This window comes from Chloroflexota bacterium, from assembly GCA_020161265.1.
Taxonomy (GTDB): Bacteria; Chloroflexota; Chloroflexia; order Chloroflexales; family Herpetosiphonaceae; genus Herpetosiphon.
In genome coordinates, this window is the sequence record JAIUOC010000001.1 from 183,826 (window position 1) to 201,165 (window position 17,340).

Genomic DNA, 17,340 nt, shown 5'->3' on the forward strand with positions numbered 1-17,340 from the left:
TTAATTTATTGCTTGGTAATTAGCGGTAAAAAGTTGATATTCGTTTCGGCGCTTGAATTCAGTAAGAGCACAGCGCTGCGTTCAGGGTCGGCGCTGGTTTGAGCTTTAACCCACACTTGATCAGTCGCTGGGCTTGGCCCCGCTGGCAGATCGACGCGTAGCGTGATCGTTTGGCTGGCATTTGGTGCAAGATTGTTGGGCAAAGCACTCGTTATTGTAGTTGGCCAAGTATTGCCGGTGAGGTTGAGGCTAATTGGCACGGTTTGTTGGCTGAGGTTGCGCAAGGTCAAGGTGTAGGTGATGCTCGTGCCATGCAGGTTGCTTTGTGCAAGTTTGGGTGTAGTCAAACTAATAAGGCTCGATTGCACTTCCACATCAGTCGCTTTGACAAAGCCAAAACGATGGTTGAAATTAATTTGATAATACTTGGTTTGGCCACTGACAACGATGTGTGAGCTTGGGTCAAGGGTTGGGGTATAGACTGGCGAATAGTAGTAGGTGCTAGTGTACAGCTGGGTTGCTACCACAATATTATCGGCGGGCAAGCTGTAAATTGAAGTGATTGCCTGTGGCGAAATGCCCTGTGGATAGGCCGCAGCCTCGGGATACGCCCGCCCATAGACTGGAATGGTGGCTTGACCAACTTTTGGGCGTACCTTTAGCCCTTGGCCCGCCGTGGTATTTGAGCCATCGGGGTTGTGGAACCATGCTTTCTGACCGCCAAAATAAATCGCCTGCCAATCGCCTTGTTGATCAGCGACCACATAGGTTTGGCCAGTTACGGCTTTATTGGCCCAGTTGTTGGCGTGAGTCGGAGTTGAGCCAATATATTGATTGCTAATCAATGGCGAGTTGGCGTTGGGTTGGGTGTGCAAATAGAGAAAATTAGCGCTTTGGGTTGGTACATCGCGGCAATCATTGCTGCTGTAGCAATAGGTCAAAGCGGGCATGTTGCTATCGAAATTGGGATTAATGGTAACCAACTGCGGATCGGGATTGCTGATAGGCGCGGGGCCGCCACGCACCAAATCCATATAATGTGCCCAATCCCAAAATGGGCCTGGGTCCCAGTGCATGCCTGGTTGATGTTGCGGCAGTGGCCCAGGCAACTCGTCATGGCCGATAATATGGCTGCGATCAAGCGGAATTCGGTATTTATCGGCAAGATAGCGGGTCAGTTGCGCCGAGGATTGATACATCGCTTCGCTATACCAGGTTGCCCCTTCGATCGCGTAGCCTTCATGTTCGATACCAATTGAATGGCCGTTAACATCCCAATTGCCAGCATGCCAAGGTACATTTTTATTCTCGACCATCTGGGCAATATGCCCATCGCTGGCGCGGATGACATAATGGGTTGATGCCCCAGTGGCCGGATTTTGAAACACATTGACGGTTTGGGTGTAGGTGATTTCGGTGTCGTGAATCAAAATATAGCGAAAATCTAAGCCATCAACTGGGCGATTGGCCAAATCGTAGTTACCATAATCACCGCGATCATTGGGATTATTCAAGGCATAGGCTGCTGGAATCACTTCGCAATTGAGCGCCGTTGGGCAATCCAAGGGGAAATCATTACCCAAATACAGCTGCAAGCTAGCGGCACTTTGGCGATTGATTGTGACTATACTTGGGGCAAGTGTTAGCACTTCGCCGTTGTCGATTGTGCGGGTTGCACCTTGTTGCAAGGTTGCATAGACCCGATCGGCGAAGCCAAACGCGGTCGAACGCTCTTTGCTGCCGCTATACAATGCCACCGCACCATACCAATCGGCAAGATTGTTGGGCAATTCCGGGTTGATGCTGCGGCTATATTCGGCCAACAAAGCCGCGCCACCGCGAATATTCTGTACTGGATCATTGATTAATGTGCTAGTTGGTTGACCAAGGAGTTTGGCAGCTTGAGCTAAAGTTTGCAATTCGTCAGGTTGTTTGAGCGGTGCGACCCAATCAAGGCCTTTGCTAGCGTGCCAATGGCTCAAATCGATTTGGGTTAAGTGCATCATTCCATAGCCGCCGCTGGTGCTGGGCTGGCCTGCATGGTGCTCCCAGCGCGAAAGATTGTAGCTCAGCGCTAGCAATAATTCGCTTGGTACATGGAATTCAGCGGCAGCTGCGGTGAAAGCTATGAGCAAATTGCTGGCGGCTGGGGTTGGGTTGTTGGCAATGGTTGGCAATGGTTGGTAGCCAAGGCCCAGCCCTAAAATAACAAAAACGATCAACAAGCGTGATCGTAACCAACGTTGGTTCATTATTGCTTCCTCAACAACTAAAAGACCCTACTCATGGGTTTAGTATACCTGCTTAAAATTGATTAAGAACTGAGAGTTAGCTGAGGAGTTCTGATCCACGGAGGACACGAAGTTTCGTAACCGCGAAGGACGCGAAGAGCGCGAAGGTTGGCTTTATCATTCTAGGGCATTTGTTGAACTTCAGTCATTTATTAATTGAACCTTTGCGGTCTTCGTGCGCATCGTGCTTCCAACCTTGGCGCTTTTTGCTTTTTGATTTCTGCCTTTTATTTCCGTTTTCCCCTCTAAGGGCTAGGCCTGAATAGGAGTGGTGGCAATTTTGCTCGTTAGGTTGATCGTAAGCTTCAGGCCTGATACTACGATCAAATTCTTCCTCCTCTACACTCTTCTCTCCTGCAAGCGGCCCGACTGGGCCGTTTGTGGTTTTAGATAGTTATGCTTGGTGGTCTAAACTGGCTCTCAGCTGCTCTCCCACAAGCAATAAGGGTTGTTCATTGTTAATGTTGCTGTGCCCCAAGCCCACCCTCGTTTGATTGCGAATATTCGTTCAATGGTAGTAACAATAAGATCGATCAATGACCAAAACAGTATTGCGAGACTGATCGAGTTGCTCAGTGCTATTGTGACAGTGCAGGGCTGAATGAGAATAACTCTTTGTGCTGCCCATGCGGAGGACAACTTTAAATTAGGCAGTTGTCGCCTGAACGCACCTATTCGTAGTCAAACTACCGACAGCAACGTTTCTAAACCAATTCAGTTAGCCAATTGATGGTCTGAATTTTTGTGTCAAGTTCGCGAAATTGGCGAGCCAAATGATCAGTTTGCTGGCGAATTTGGCGTACATCGACGGTTACAATGTTGCGAATTTCCGCCTGACCATACCGGTTATGGCGGCGTGATGCTTCCTCAGCAATGCTTTTGAGCATACTTAAACGGAGTTTTAGCACATCACGTTGGCCTAAAACGGTCGTTAAATTGTATTGATGGTTAAATGGTGTAATGCTGTTAGTATGATTGATTTTGACAATCAAATCTTCAAATTGAAGCAACAAGCGTTCAATTTCGCTTAACAATTCATGAGGGTCTTCTGGTGGGTCATCACCCTCTTGGATCAGTACGGAGAGCTTAACGCGGGTACGCAACTGTTCAAGCCGACGCTGGATGTCCGCTCGTAAAATCAATGCTTCTGCTAATTTCATTAGGTGTGGATGTGGCAGGCCATCCTTGTTACTGCCTGAAAGAAGATGCCAAGATTATAGCGATACTGCTTAGGAGTTGTCAAGCAGCATGATTTTGCCCCCAAAGCTCGCTTATAATAGCATGTGGAAATGTTGTGTTGGAGGAATCAATGAACCTCATGCAAATTCATGGGCAATTTGCGGCGTTGCAGGCCCAGCGCGGGCGAATCGCCGCCAGCCGTGCGCCTGAGCGTATTGGCTATTTACAGCAATTTAAACGGGCGATCGAACAAGCCCGACCAGATATTCATGCGGCGTTGCAGGCCGATTTTGCCAAACCAGCAGCTGAAATTGAGGCTACCGAAATTCAGCAGGTGCTTGAGCAAATTAATTTTGCCATCAAACGGCTTGAAACATGGATGCAGCCCAAACGAGTTAAAACCCCAACCATGCTGACGGGCAGCAAAAGTTGGATTCAATATGAGCCACGCGGAGTTGTGCTGATTCTTGCGCCGTGGAATTACCCGCTATCGCTGGCACTTATGCCTTTGATTGGGGCGGTGGCGGCTGGGAATTGTGCGATTGTGCGGCCATCGGAGCGCACGCCACATACCGCTCAAGTTGTAGCAAACATTATCGCTGCCGCCTTCAAACCTGAGCATGTTACCAGCGTTGTGGGCGATGTTGATACGGCTGAAGCATTGCTTGACTTGCCATTCGACCATATTTTCTTTACGGGCAGCCCACGCATCGGCCAATATGTAATGCAACGCGCCGCTGAGCATTTTAGCTCGGTTACCCTAGAACTGGGCGGCAAATCACCCGCGATTATTGATCGTTCAGCTGATTTGAAACGCGCTGCCCAGGCGATTGTGTGGGGCAAATTTGTCAATGCTGGCCAAACGTGTGTTGCGCCTGATCATGTCTGGGTTCAGCGTGAGCAAGCCCAAGCCTTGACCCAATTGATTATTAAACAAATTGAGCGTAATTATGGCAAAGGTGATTATACCCGCCTACAATCGCCCGATTTGGCGAATGTGATCGATGCTAATGCCACTGCTCGCCTGCGTGGTTTGGTCAATAACTCAGTTGCCCAAGGGGCGTTGGTCGCTTTGGGTGGCCAATCGACCGATCATCCTGCACGCTTTGCGCCAACTGTGTTGACCAATGTTAAACCTGGCATGGCGATTATGCAGGATGAAATTTTCGGGCCGATTCTGCCAATTTTGGTGTATGACCAAATTGATGAAGTGATTATGGCGACGCGAGCTAGCGGCAAGCCCTTGACTATGGCGATTTTTGCCGAGAATCAAGCGATTATCAACTGGCTCTTACGCGAAATTCCAGCGGGTAGCAGTATGATCAACGGGGTTTTGCTGAATGTGGTTAATCCGAATTTGCCATTTGGTGGGGTTGGTCAGAGCGGCATTGGCAATTATCATGGCTTTTACAGTTTCAAAACATTTTCGCATGAGCGGGCAGTATTTCAACTTGGCGGCTTAAATTTAGTCAATTTATTTCAACCGCCCTATCGCTCGGTGGCTAAGCGCTTGGCAGCCTGGTCGCGGCGGGTTATGAGCAAACGCTAAACGATATTCGCCGCTATCCATAGGGGGGGATAGCGGCGAATGGGGATTTTTGAATCGTTCTGCGATGTGTGACCCCATCACAGGAGGGGTTTTGTCGGTCTATGGTTGAAGGTGATGAAGTTATCTCCTTCCAAGGTCTTTTCATCGTCACGATTGTTGATGCTGTTTCCTTGTACCGAGCGTGGTTTCCGAGGATGATAATATGCTACTTGGATGAGTAGCAGATGAGTTAAGGGTAAAGAACCGTTAAAAAATTTCAATGGCTTGAGCCTAAAGAATTTGGGCGAGGGTATAGCCTAAATCTTCATAGGTATGTGGCTTTAAAATCAACGAACGAATGCCCAAAACTTGAGCTAGTTCGTAATCTTCAGGCCGCACATAGCCTGAGGTCAAAATGATTGGCAAATTGGGCTTGATCGCCAATAATTGTTTCGCCAAATCAAAGCCCGACATATGCGGCATCGAAACATCGCTAATCACCACATCGATTGCGCTGGGGTCGCGCAGAAAATAGTCCAAGGCTGCTTGGGGATTGGTGAAGCCATTTACGCCATAGCCTAAGGTGTTGAGCATTTTAACTGCCAAGGTTACTAAGGCTTGTTCATCGTCAATATACAAAATATGCGCATAGCCATTTTCCGAGACGATCTGACGTTTGGGTGGGGTTGGGGTTGGTAGCTGGTTGCTCGCCGGAAAGTAGAGTCGAAAGGTTGAGCCTTTGTTAATTTGGCTATAAACCGTAATCGCCCCATCGTGGCCCTTCATAATTCCATCGACGACTGATAACCCCAGCCCAGTGCCCTCGCCCAGCGGCTTGGTAGTAAAAAATGGGTCAAAAATTCGCTTGATGGTTTCTTTATCCATGCCACAACCGTTATCGCTCACCGATAGCCGCACATAATGGCCCTCGTGCAAATTCGGAATTGTGCGCGATAATTCAGCTGTCAAATGCACTAAATCTAAGCGAATTTCAATTAATCCCCGATTATTGCCAATTGCATGAGCCGCGTTGGTCGCTAAATTCATAATAATCTGGAAAATTTGAGTTGGATCAGCCGCAGTTGCTGGAATTGGCCCAATAACATTGACCTGAATTTCAACCATGGCAGGCAAGGTGGCGCGTAATAATTTTATTGCTTCGTCGATAATGGTTGGTAGCAGCACAATTTCACGTTTAACCTCTTGCTGGCGGCTAAACGTTAAAATCCGACGGACTAAATCGGTCGCTCGTTCGCCAGCTTGCTCAATTTCGCGTAAATTATTTTGTACTGGATGCTGTGGATCAAGATCGAACATGGCTAATTGGGTATTACCAGTAATTGCCAGCAAAATATTATTAAAATCATGGGCAATTCCGCCAGCAAGCGTGCCTAAGGCCTCCATCTTTTGGCTACGTAATTGAGCATCTTCAGCTCGTTTACGATCATCAATATCGTTGCTAGCACCAAACCATTTAATAATTTCACCATTTTGACCCAATAAAGGCACCGCCTGAGTATCAAACCAACGATAGGTATTATCAAAACGGCGAATTCGATATTCACTGTGCAACTTTTGTTGAGCAATAAGCGCTTTTTGCCATTCTTGCATAATTGAAGCCTGATCATCAGGATGAATTTGTTTAATCCAGGCCGTACCTAGTTGTTCAGCTTCAGGAATACCGGTATAGTGCACCCATTGCTGGCTTAGATAATCGCATTTTCCATCAGGGGTACATGTCCAAATTAATTGCGGCAATGATTCAGTTAGAATTTTGAAACGGCGTTCGCTCTCTTGCAAGGCTTGAGTTGCTTGTTTATAAGCAGTAATATCACGGTTAATCGCCACAGTGCCTTGAATGTGGCCTTGGTTATTTTTGATCAGCGAAACGCTACTAAGGATATGGTGACGTTGGCCATACCGATCGAATTGATAGACCTCACCTTGCCAGAACGCTTGTTCAAATAATTGAGTGCCTGCTTGCTCATTTGAATCGTTATGAATATATTCGGTCGGGATTAACGAGCCAAAACGTTGGCCAATTGCTTCGTTTGCTTGCCATACATAAATTTCTTCGGCAGCACGGTTCCAGCTTTTGATTAAATAATTACTATCAGTTGAAATAATTGCATCGGAAACATGAGCTAATAAATTAGCTTGATAGCGTAATTTTTCCTCAGCATATTTACGCTCAGTAATATCGTTAATTGTTAAAAATGCCACTGAATGACCTGATGAATCGATTACGGTTGCTCCGCCATAGCGAAAAATCCGCTCCCAGACAACTGGTGTATTAATTCGTCGGATTTTTAGCTCGATTGATTCTAAGATTTCGCCACGAATCAACCGCGACATGGGCCATTGTTCAATAGCTAGTACTTGGTTATCGAGCGTGCTAATTTCATAGAAATCTTTAAAATCAGGAATGCGACTACGACATTCCTCCATGTTTGCAAAACCATGCATCGCCAAAGCAACCCGATTCCAATGAAATAGATTGCCATCAAGATCTGATAAGACGATGCCTTCATTAAGATTTTCGATCACGATTTGCAGTCGTTCTTCGCTTTCTTTGAGCTTACGTTCATAAATTTTGCGATTGTTAATATTGTGAATAACGGTAAAGCCACATAAACTGTTACTCAATACAATTAATGTCATTGAACAAATCACAAAGATCGTATCAGTCGATTTAGTTCTTAATTCTAATTCATAATCGCTGACATAGCTTTGTTTTTTAAGTGCTCGAACCATCGCAGTACGATCATTCTGATCAACAAAAATATTGAGGTCTTGAATGGCCTGCCCAACAAGTTCATCGCGCTGATAGCCCAACAAACTGATTAAGCTTTCGTTGATCTCTAAAATTAGGCCATCGTTTAAACGGGTAATGACCATTGGGCTAGAACTGGTTTGAAAAATTGCATTAAAGCGTTGTTTGGATTCTTGTACCGCGACAGTTAATTTTTTGTTGGTGCTGATATCGCTAATGAAACTGAAAAATCCTTGGACTTCGCCATCGGTGTTTAAATCGGGCTGATATTCAACTGCTACGCTTCGCACAGGCTGATCTTCAAGGCTGATAACGGTCTCAAAGGCTACCGCTTGGCCAAGCAAAGCTTGATGAATATGGTCATAAAATTGCTGATAGGCGGTTTCTCCCCAGACTTCAGCCACGCTAGCGCCAGTTATTTGGCTGAGTGGTCGCTGAAACCAGGCTTGATAGGCGGGATTATTAAAGCGATAAGCGCCATGGCGATCGACGTAGCCGATCAGTGGGGCGATCCGCTCTTGATCGGGCTGAAAGCTGGGTATTTGCTCTAAAGGGAGTTCAATCTGCTGTAACAAATCCAAAAAGGGGGTTTGGCTGCTGGGTTTTGGCTGGGCTAGCCGCAGCACACGATTGATCTGATTGACCGTATTGAGCACCCCGACAATTGTGCCCTGCTCAGCATAAATTGGGCTAAACGACAAATCGATCAGCCAGTGTTGTTGTGGTTGATCGATTGAGTGAGCTGTCAGCAGCTTGGTTTGACCAAGTTGGGCTTGTTGAATGGCGCTAAAGATCGCTTGCTGCCCAAAATAGCCGGTTGGATCAGTGGTTTGGGCTTGTTGTTGGGGGTGATTGTTGCCGAGCAATTCGATATAGTGGTCATTGTAAAAAGTTGTCTGTGATGCCGACCAAATTAATGCCATTGGAACCGGTGCATACAACACCATACTGAGTGCAGTCTGCAAAGCGCTTGGCCATTGATCAATTGAACCGAGCGGGTGATTTGCCCAATCGATGCTTTGCAGCATAGCCCCAGCAATACCGCCATTGCGCAACCATGCGGGGAGATTGGTTAGCTGTGATGAATCATCAATATCGGGCATTGCGCGATCCTCGCGGTTTTAGCACAATTGCTGACAAAATTTTAGGCTGGTTTGAGTGTATTGTGAGTTGCGAGTTAAGAGGACACTCTAGCAGTATAGCAGTGCCTAGTGGCTCATGCAATAAACAAATTTTGGTTGTTGGGATAGTTATGCTATCGAGTAAAACGCTCGGCAACCATGATCTTTTATGGGTATTGATCAATCGAAACCATGATTGAGCAGATTAATCATATATCAACTATGTTCAGGATTGTCGCTCGTCCAACGTTTAACATGCAGAACCAGCAACGAGCCAATGTCATATCACGTTCAATCAAAGCTCCCATCAACGCCTGAGCTGCTTCGCTTTGGCCTGTGGCTGAGTTCTTTGGTACAACGGTTTAGTTAGGAGGACAACCGATGAGCGTGTATTGGGTTGAAAATCAATGGGGCGGCGATAGTGCTCCATGGCATCCCGGCGGTACATGGGTGTTAGGTGCGCGTGATAACCAAAATGTTGTGGCGATCAATATTTCCTCCGCTGATAATGGCCAAACATTTACTGGCACGATGACCTACATCAATGAAGGCCCAATCGGATTCCGCGCAACCCGTACCAGTGCCAACAACTATGCTGTCGAAAACCAATGGGGTGGCGATAGTGCTCCATGGCATCCTGGCGGCCATTGGATTATTGGAACACGTGATAATCAAAATCCAGTTAATCTTGATGTTGATTCACGTGACGGTGGCCAAACTCTCAATGGCACGATGGTCTATGCTGGCGAAGGGCCAATCGGTTTTCGCGGTAAGCTTCAGTAACGATTAATCTTCAACCAGTCATGGCGAAACGGCCATGACTGGTTTTTTTGTGGTTTAAATTTTTAAATAATGAATTAATAACTTATTAATCTGATAGTTTTATGATTGATTATAGTAGCTTAATTTGTAAAATATTGCTGATAAAATTCAGGATTGCGCTTGATTCAACGTTTTAATCATGAATCGATTCAAACGACATCAGAATTTGTGTAGTAAAGGAATTATCATGACAACTCAACAACAAATTGATTACGCTTCGATTGCTAAAGCTCAATATGATGCAACTATTGAATCAATCAAACAATCATTTCCTGATGTGAGCAAAAATGCCCCAGAAAAATCGGCTGCAAGCTCAACCACAACCGCAACAGGCTCGGCAACCTTTGCAACCGCCTTTATTTATGGTACGTGTACCTGCGATTTGACCTTTGATAATGGCCAAAAGACCCATTTTTATGGCACGATGTGGGGGATTGGGCTTGGCGGTGGAACCAGCGCTGGAGCCTATATCGGCGTACCCGCCAATCAACTGGTTGGCGATTGTAGCTTCCAAGTGACGGTGGTTTCGGGGGTTGCTGGCGCTGTGACGATTCAGTTCTGGCGTGGCAACGATTACCTTGGTAATTTTACTGGGGCAGCCTTGGCCGTGGCCGCATCGGTTACTGGTGGTAGCGGCGAATGGACTATGAAATAATTAAGCTTTTGAATCTGCCCCACCAACTAGCTGGTTGGTGGGGCATTGCTATTTTAGGCCAGAATTGCCTCAATTTGAGCCTGAACATCAGCACTCAATTGAACTTCGCCGGCTTTGATATTATCGAGCACATGCTCAGGCTTGGTTGCGCCAGTAATGACCGAGCTAATTTGCGGCAAACGCAAAACCCAAGCCAAGGCCAATTGACTGGTGGTTAGGCCAAGATCACCAGCAATCGTGGTTAATTGGCGCACCTTATTCAAATTAGTTTCATTGAGCTCGCGATCAAGCCATTTGGTGGTGGCTCCGCGACTGCCCTCTGGCAAGCCCGCATTGTATTTGCCAGTTAATAAGCCTTGGGCCAAAGGACTCCAAACCGTCAAGCCAAGGCCATGCTGCTCACAGGTTGGGATAATTGCTGGCTCAATATGGCGGTCAAGCATGTTGTAGCGTGGTTGTTCAACTTGCGGCAAATAGCCATTATATTGTTTGGCGATGCTGACCGCTTGCTCAATTTGTTCAGCTTCCCAGACGCTGGTTCCCCAATAGAGAATTTTGCCAGCCTGCACCAAATCGCTCATTGCGCGGACAGTTTCTTCGAGTGGCGTGTTGGCATCGAAACGGTGGCAGAAATAAATATCCAAATAATCGGTGCCAAAATGGCGCAAACTTTTATCAATTGATTCCATAATATGCTTGCGACTTAGCCCTTGATCATTCACATTGTTGCTCATGGGCCAATAGAGCTTGGAAGAAAGCACCAAATCCGAGCGTTTGTAATCGCGGATCACGCCGCCAACGACTTTTTCGGCTTCGCCGTAGGCATATGCATCGGCAACATCGATAAAATTGATGCCATTGTCGATTGCTGACCGCAAACATTGGGCGGCTTGATCGCCTTCGACACTGCCGCCGTAGGTCAACCATGCGCCGAGTGATACCGCACTTACCCGCATGCCTGCTTTGCCTAGCCGTCGATATTCCACAGAAGCCTCCTCAGGAAGATATGCTGAAATTACAATTTGATCATACCACGAATTTGGCATGGCTCTTGGCATAGCTCTTGCCTTGATTATGCAGTGGAAAATCTGTTTTGGAGGATACTGCAATGCAAGATCAAACAACTACCCAACAAAATATTAGCAAAGTCGCCGAGCAATTGAAAGGCTTTAAATTGGCGATGTTAACCACGGTTGCTAGTGATAATTCGTTGCATAGCCGCCCGATGGTGGTGCAACAAAAGGAATTTGATGGCGATTTGTGGTTTATGACTGGGCGTGATAGTGGCAAAATTGCTGAGTTAAGCCAATCCAAGCAAGTCAATGTAGCCTTTGTTGATGTTGATGATTCGCGCTATGTTTCGCTGAGTGGTACAGGCCAAATTGTTGACGATCGGGCTAAAATCAAAGAACTTTGGACTCCGTTGGCTAAAGCCTGGTTTAAAGATGAAAACGACCCCAATATTGTTTTGATTAAGGTTGAGCCGCAAATTGTCGAATATTGGGATACGCCCAATAGCACGTTTGTCCAAGTGGCTGGTTTTTTGTCGGCGCTGGTTACGGGCGAACGCCCCGAAATTGGGGAGCATGGCAAGGTTAAGCTCTAAATATTAATTTTTGGCTCTAAATTAAGGTCAGTTGCTTATTGCAACTGGCCTTTTTAATATTAACTGAACATATGTGCTTGACATAGAAATTTTGTTCTGGTATAGTCAAAATGGGTTACTGAAGCAACTACGAAATGAGGCATTCTAATGGCAACAATTCTACAAATTCCCTCGCTGCGCGATCAACAAAGCCGTGAAGTTAAGCGTTTACTGATGAAGCATTTACGCAGCTTTAGCGATACGCTTGAAGTTAATGATGTTGCCCATGTGCCGTTGTATCAACAATTAGCAGTCAATATTGTCTGGAAAGTGCGCATGCCCCCCTGTTCCAAGCGCAGCATCCGAATTGCCTTTTATTACGATGAGATTGGCAACGATCAACAGCTTTTTATCCCAACCTGGCAAGCCGACCCCGACCCCGCTAGTCGTTTGAGCGTTACGGCGGCTGAATATTGGTATAGCTATGTGGCCGCTACTAGTAAAGTCTATGTTTTGCCTGTGGCCCAATTGCGGCCATGGTTTGCTCAACAGAGCCACTATTTAGCAGCTCATGAAGTTATTCAACAACTGCCCGAACAACCAGCCTCGATCCAAGCGATTGGGCGGTTTGTGCCAACCCAACGGCTCTTACGCGAACTGGATGAACTTGAGATTTGGCCACTTAATCGTTTGCAGCCGAGCAAACGGGTTGCCTAGCTCGGCTGCAATTGCCCAGAAATTAGCCTAATTTGGCAACTTGATCTTGAATTTGTACGATTGCTGCATCGCGTAAGCCTTGGGCGATTCCACGATCGCCGAGATTGCTGGCGACGGCGAAAATGGTACTGGCCCTCAAGACTTCGCTCGCAATAGGCCGCCATGGTAGTGGCTCTGGTTCGGCGTTGTATTGATCAAGCACTTGGCCAAGCGACCATGGGCCTGGCCATGGGAACGGCCAGCGTGGGCAAATATCATCGCCATCTTCCCACCCAACCAAACTGCCACTATAACCAGCCATTTTGCGAGTGCTGCCTTGAATTTGCACAATAATTGCTTTGCTGCGGGCGCGACCAAGTGCCGCATTGTGCATGGATTGGCCTAAACCATAGTTGATTAAGCCTTTGGTTAATGTGCCAAGCTCAAGCAATGGCTGCGATGTTGCAATAGTCGGCTGGCGTTTGGGTGGCCATGGGAATGGCCACCAAGGTGGGCAAATATCATCGCCTGGCTCCCACGCAGCAAAGCTACTTGAGCCTTTCAAGGTTGCCAAATGGCTGCGCAATTCGCCGCGAGCCAAGCGCAAATTTTCAGCTTGCAAAGTTTGGTCGCCATATTGAAAGGCCATGTTGAAGGCATCAAGGCTGCGATGCAGATCGAGCACTACCAAGCCACCAGCCGGAATCCGCTCAATTGGTGTGAATAATTGTTCTTTGAGCCGCCACCAAGGACGTGGCCACCACCAAGGACGTGGTTCGTAGTCGTCTTCGGGATTGGGGGTGTAGCTCAGGCTGGTAACGTTATCGCTGGCAGTTTGCAAACCAGCAAGGTTAATTTCTAAATCGGCTAGGGCCAAACCATAGACTTTTTGGGCAAACCGCAGATCGCTGGTGACGGCACTCATCGCCAACAAGGTCAATGAGCGAAATGCTCGTCGCGCAAATTTGGCGCTAGCGGGAATCTCGCCTGTGGCCGCTGTAATGCTTTCGCTCTGGACAGGCTTGGTATTGGCTGCTGCCTGATCGAGGGCACTCAATGCCCCAGCGGTTGCTAAGGCAGCTAATCCGCTATTGCGCAAAAATGAGCGGCGTGAGCTTGCTTGGTTGCCAATATCGTCAAACGAATCGTGAATCCCCATTGAAATCCTCCGCACGAAAATAACTCTTCGATGCCATTAAGACGCAATGGGGATTGATTGGCTTTCCTTGAATAAACTAGGTTTAGCTGCGATTGAAGAGTCGTTTGATTTTTTGGCCGGCCTTACTCAATTGGGCTTGAATGGCAAAACTTTGTTTAACCGACTGTGGCAGATGCTCAGTCCAGTAGTGAGTAGTTTTGGCAACGACGGTAATGACGCTTTTGATTTCGCTTTTGAGGCTGAAATCTTGGTGAATTGGCACAAGCAGCTGTTGGCCAGTAGCCTGAGCCGCGACATGCTCTTGATTGATCGCGCCAGCTAGCCACTGAGCTTGGCCAACAATCGGACATTCGATTGCCAGCCATTCGGGATTTTCGCCGATATGGGCGCTCAGGCCGCTGACTTCGTAAATGCCGCGACATAACTCAGCATAGACCTGCAGATAGTTGGGATGCTGAGGATTGGCATTGATTTGGATTGGGATGCTTGCATCGGCCCCGCGATGGGCTGGCCCACCCTCAAGCGCTAAATCGCAGAATGTTTCCCACATATTGGCCCAATCGACCTCGCCATCTTCACGATATTTGATTGGCGCGGCAGCCATTGGTTGTTGCTCTGTCATCACTCACATTCCTTGCTTGTATGAATCTGTGACTCGCTATTTTAACTTAATTCTTCGCCACAGCATCGTTTATAATGGTGCGGCTGTTCGCTGTGTGCTATCCGTTAAGGAGTATTTGTGCAATGACGCACCCTGAGCTTGATCCAACGACAATGCAGTTGTTGAATGCTGCCCATACCTACACTGGAATTCCCGCCACGACGGTTCAAACGCCATGGTCTTCATTGGCTGAGCTATTGCAAACTCGAGCGGCCAGCGAAGCTCAACGCGAATATTTGGCCTATTTTAATGATCATGCTGGCGAGGAAATCCGTTGGAGCTATGCCGATTTGTTTGAGCGAGCGGCTCGAATTGCCAATTTGCTTACAACAGTTTATGGAGTGCAGCATGGCGAGCGGGTTGCCACGTTGGCCTATAATCACCCCGACACGGTGGCAATTTATGCAGCCTGTTGGTTAATTGGGGCCACAATTGCGCCGCAAAATGTTGGCGAAGATGATCAGCGGATTGGCTTTATTTTGGATAATGCTGCGGTTCGGGTGGTTTTGGCGCGAACCGAATACCTCGAACGGGCCAAGCTTATTTGTAGCCATGCCGCTGGAGTTGCTCATATTGTGGCCTTGGATGCTGATTTTGAGCAGGCGTTGGCGGCTCAAGCTATAACTTTTCAGTCGGCTCAAGCGCCAAGCCTTGATGATGAAGCGTTGTTGGTCTATACCTCGGGCACAACTGGCGCTCCCAAAGGCGTGCAACTAAGCCATTATAATTTGCTGGCCGATTGCACCGGGATTATGCGCTGGCATGGGATTGAGTCAACCAGCCGTTTGATGGCGATTTTGCCAATTCACCACGTGAATGGCATTGTGGTGACCTTGGTTACGCCATTGTTGGCCAAGGCTTCAGTTGTGCTAAATCGGGCGTTTAGTGCAAGCACATTTTGGCAACGCATCGCCAACGAAGGCGTGCAGATTGTTTCGGTTGTGCCAACAATTTTGCAATATTTATGCGAAGGCAAACCAGAACACTGCCAATTTGAACGCAGCCACTTGCGCTATTTAATTTGTGGGGCTGGTACGCTGCCCGTGGCCTTAGCCAAACGTTTCTACGATCAATTTGGGGTGCGGGTGCTCCACGGCTATGGACTCTCCGAAACCACATGCTATTCATGCTTCTTGCCAACTAATCTGAGCGATGCCGAATATCGTCATTGGATGGAAGATTTTGGCTATCCGAGCATTGGCGTGGCAATTTGGCCAAATGAAATGGCAGTGCATGATCCCCAAGGCCATGCTTTATCCGAAGGCGAGCGCGGCGAGATTGTGATTCGCGGCCATAATGTGATGATGGGCTATTTCAATCGACCTGATGCTAACGCCGAAGCCTTTAAGTATGGCTGGTTTCGCTCAGGCGATGAAGGCTTTTATCAATGGGATGCCCAAGGTCGCCAGTTTTTGTTTATCACCGGTCGCCTCAAAGAACTGATCAATCGTGGTGGGGTAAAATATAGCCCATTTGAGATTGAGGAAGTGCTATTGGCCGTGCCTGGAGTGCGCACCGCCTTAGCGATCGCCTTTCCTAATAATTGGTATGGCGAGGAAGTGGGTGCGTATATTGTGCCCGAAGATGGCGCACAACTTGATGCACAAGCAATTTTGGCCCATTGCCGTGCCCAGATGCCCTTTGCTAAATGCCCAAAAGTCGTGGTATTTGGCACGGAAATTCCGGTTACCGCAACGGGCAAGTATCAACGCTTGCGCCTGCAAGAACTCTTTGCCGAATGGAATGACAGCCAGTTTCGTGAGTAGTGGCTGCTGTAGTTGAGGACGCTATGAGCCGAATTGCCCAAACTTTTGAACGCTTAGCCAGCCAAGGTCGGACGGCCCTGATGCCATTTTTGACAATTGGCTACCCTGAGCGTGATTCAGCCCTGAGTTTAGCCCAAGCCTTGGTTGCTGGCGGCGCGGACATGCTTGAGCTTGGCATGCCCTTTTCTGATCCGTTGGCCGATGGCGCGACGATCCAACGTACCACTGATATTGCCCTTGCTAATGGGGTTGATATTGGATTTTGTTTGGAGACCGTGCGCCAATTACGAGCGGTTGGCATGAGCATTCCGTTATTGCTGATGGGTTATTTCAACCCCATGTTTCAATATGGCGTTGAACGGTTTGTGGCTGAAGCCAAAGCGGCGGGCGCTGATGGTTTTATCGTACCCGATTTACCACCTGAGGAAGCCGACCAATTTCATGCTGCGGCCAAAGCTCATGAGCTGGATTTGGTGTTCTTGTTGGCTCCAACCTCGACTGATGCCCGCATTGCCAAGATTGCCAGCCTGTCGTCGGGCTTTATCTACTGTGTGGCATTGCGTGGTGTAACCGGTGCTCGTGCCGCGTTGGCCGACGATTTGGGTGATTTCTTGGCGCGAGTACGCCAATATAGCCAATTGCCGCGGGCGGTTGGCTTTGGTATCTCCAAGCCTGAACATGTAGCCTCGGTTGCCAAAATGGCTGAAGGGGCAATTTGCGCCAGTGCCTTGCTCGATTACATTGGCCACTTGCCTGCCGAAGAGCGTGCTGCTGGAGCACAACAGTTTGTGCAAAGCTTGCGCGATGCTGCTGATCAGGCCAAGGGCTATCAGCAATAAGTTAATTTCCTTGTCCCCCAACTTCTTTAGCATACGCTGGGAGCGGACAGGCTGACGTGTAGCTATCACTATACGTTCGGCCATGTCCGCTCCCAGCGTAATTCACGGTTTCATGCTCACTCATTCCTGATTTCTTAGCAAACCCCCGACCTCCAATCCCCAACCCCCGATCCCCAACAATCAATTTTACCTCTTGACAATTCATTTCTGAACAACTATATTATTATCGAACGTTGTTCGATGAAATTGTGTTACTGGAATGGAA

Annotated in this window: 13 protein-coding genes; 7 read left to right on the top strand and 6 right to left on the bottom strand. The window is 47.8% G+C overall.

Annotated elements, in window-relative coordinates:
• Positions 1 to 5 precede the first annotated feature (5 nt).
• Positions 6 to 2,252, bottom strand: coding sequence for an N-acetylmuramoyl-L-alanine amidase (locus LCH85_00655; GenBank protein ID MCA0350479.1), 2,247 nt, complete (start codon positions 2,250 to 2,252; stop codon positions 6 to 8).
• A 743-nt stretch (positions 2,253 to 2,995) separates the two neighbouring features.
• Complete coding sequence (locus tag LCH85_00660; protein MCA0350480.1) at positions 2,996 to 3,451, bottom strand: DIP1984 family protein; 456 nt, start codon at positions 3,449 to 3,451, stop codon at positions 2,996 to 2,998.
• Positions 3,452 to 3,600: 149 nt separating this feature from the next.
• Between LCH85_00660 and LCH85_00665 the strand changes: the two genes are divergently transcribed.
• Positions 3,601 to 5,019, top strand: coding sequence for an aldehyde dehydrogenase family protein (locus LCH85_00665; protein MCA0350481.1), 1,419 nt, complete (start codon positions 3,601 to 3,603; stop codon positions 5,017 to 5,019).
• A 270-nt stretch (positions 5,020 to 5,289) separates the two neighbouring features.
• Here LCH85_00665 and LCH85_00670 read toward each other — a convergent pair whose 3' ends face one another.
• Entirely contained in the window at positions 5,290 to 8,874 is a 3,585-nt protein-coding gene (locus LCH85_00670; GenBank protein ID MCA0350482.1) for a PAS domain S-box protein, read from the bottom strand.
• 399 nt (positions 8,875 to 9,273) lie between these two features.
• Here LCH85_00670 and LCH85_00675 point away from each other — a divergent pair, with 399 nt between their 5' ends.
• Complete coding sequence (locus tag LCH85_00675; protein MCA0350483.1) at positions 9,274 to 9,675, top strand: lectin OAA; 402 nt, start codon at positions 9,274 to 9,276, stop codon at positions 9,673 to 9,675.
• A gap of 226 nt (positions 9,676 to 9,901) precedes the next feature.
• Positions 9,902 to 10,369 (top strand): hypothetical protein, encoded by a 468-nt coding sequence (locus tag LCH85_00680; GenBank protein MCA0350484.1) that lies wholly within the window; start codon positions 9,902 to 9,904, stop codon positions 10,367 to 10,369.
• Between the two features lie 53 nt (positions 10,370 to 10,422).
• Here LCH85_00680 and LCH85_00685 read toward each other — a convergent pair whose 3' ends face one another.
• Positions 10,423 to 11,355 (bottom strand): aldo/keto reductase family protein, encoded by a 933-nt coding sequence (locus tag LCH85_00685; GenBank protein MCA0350485.1) that lies wholly within the window; start codon positions 11,353 to 11,355, stop codon positions 10,423 to 10,425.
• Positions 11,356 to 11,477: 122 nt separating this feature from the next.
• On the opposite strand from LCH85_00685, the gene LCH85_00690 reads away from it, so the two are divergent.
• Together LCH85_00690 and LCH85_00695 are read left to right on the top strand one after the other, a co-directional pair.
• Positions 11,478 to 11,975 carry a pyridoxamine 5'-phosphate oxidase family protein gene (locus tag LCH85_00690; GenBank protein MCA0350486.1) on the top strand — a complete coding sequence of 166 codons (498 nt, stop codon included), beginning with the start codon at positions 11,478 to 11,480 and terminating at the stop codon, positions 11,973 to 11,975.
• A 147-nt stretch (positions 11,976 to 12,122) separates the two neighbouring features.
• Positions 12,123 to 12,671, top strand: coding sequence for a hypothetical protein (locus tag LCH85_00695; GenBank protein ID MCA0350487.1), 549 nt, complete (start codon positions 12,123 to 12,125; stop codon positions 12,669 to 12,671).
• A 22-nt stretch (positions 12,672 to 12,693) separates the two neighbouring features.
• Here the strand turns inward: LCH85_00695 and LCH85_00700 are convergent, their stop codons facing one another.
• Complete coding sequence (locus LCH85_00700) at positions 12,694 to 13,809, bottom strand: hypothetical protein (protein ID MCA0350488.1); 1,116 nt, start codon at positions 13,807 to 13,809, stop codon at positions 12,694 to 12,696.
• A gap of 82 nt (positions 13,810 to 13,891) precedes the next feature.
• Positions 13,892 to 14,431, bottom strand: a complete 540-nt coding sequence (locus LCH85_00705) for a hypothetical protein (GenBank protein ID MCA0350489.1) — start codon at positions 14,429 to 14,431, stop codon at positions 13,892 to 13,894.
• Between the two features lie 122 nt (positions 14,432 to 14,553).
• On the opposite strand from LCH85_00705, the gene LCH85_00710 reads away from it, so the two are divergent.
• Both LCH85_00710 and trpA read left to right on the top strand, forming a co-directional pair.
• On the top strand, positions 14,554 to 16,236 hold the full coding sequence (locus LCH85_00710) for an acyl--CoA ligase (protein ID MCA0350490.1): 1,683 nt from the start codon (positions 14,554 to 14,556) through the stop codon (positions 16,234 to 16,236).
• A 23-nt stretch (positions 16,237 to 16,259) separates the two neighbouring features.
• Positions 16,260 to 17,075, top strand: a complete 816-nt coding sequence (gene trpA / locus LCH85_00715) for a tryptophan synthase subunit alpha (GenBank protein MCA0350491.1) — start codon at positions 16,260 to 16,262, stop codon at positions 17,073 to 17,075.
• The last annotated feature ends 265 nt before the right edge of the window (positions 17,076 to 17,340 follow it).

Excerpts from the sequence above, each read along its gene's own strand:
- LCH85_00700 (MCA0350488.1), bottom strand. The coding sequence starts at position 13,809 with ATGGGGATTCACGATTCGTTTGACGATATTGGCAACCAAGCAAGCTCA.
- LCH85_00695 (MCA0350487.1), top strand. The coding sequence starts at position 12,123 with ATGGCAACAATTCTACAAATTCCCTCGCTGCGCGATCAACAAAGCCGT.
- LCH85_00680 (MCA0350484.1), top strand. The coding sequence starts at position 9,902 with ATGACAACTCAACAACAAATTGATTACGCTTCGATTGCTAAAGCTCAA.
- trpA (MCA0350491.1), top strand. The coding sequence starts at position 16,260 with ATGAGCCGAATTGCCCAAACTTTTGAACGCTTAGCCAGCCAAGGTCGG.
- LCH85_00665 (MCA0350481.1), top strand. The coding sequence starts at position 3,601 with ATGAACCTCATGCAAATTCATGGGCAATTTGCGGCGTTGCAGGCCCAG.
- LCH85_00655 (MCA0350479.1), bottom strand. The coding sequence starts at position 2,252 with ATGAACCAACGTTGGTTACGATCACGCTTGTTGATCGTTTTTGTTATT.
- LCH85_00675 (MCA0350483.1), top strand. The coding sequence starts at position 9,274 with ATGAGCGTGTATTGGGTTGAAAATCAATGGGGCGGCGATAGTGCTCCA.
- LCH85_00705 (MCA0350489.1), bottom strand. The coding sequence starts at position 14,431 with ATGACAGAGCAACAACCAATGGCTGCCGCGCCAATCAAATATCGTGAA.
- LCH85_00690 (MCA0350486.1), top strand. The coding sequence starts at position 11,478 with ATGCAAGATCAAACAACTACCCAACAAAATATTAGCAAAGTCGCCGAG.
- LCH85_00710 (MCA0350490.1), top strand. The coding sequence starts at position 14,554 with ATGACGCACCCTGAGCTTGATCCAACGACAATGCAGTTGTTGAATGCT.
- LCH85_00660 (MCA0350480.1), bottom strand. The coding sequence starts at position 3,451 with ATGAAATTAGCAGAAGCATTGATTTTACGAGCGGACATCCAGCGTCGG.
- LCH85_00670 (MCA0350482.1), bottom strand. The coding sequence starts at position 8,874 with ATGCCCGATATTGATGATTCATCACAGCTAACCAATCTCCCCGCATGG.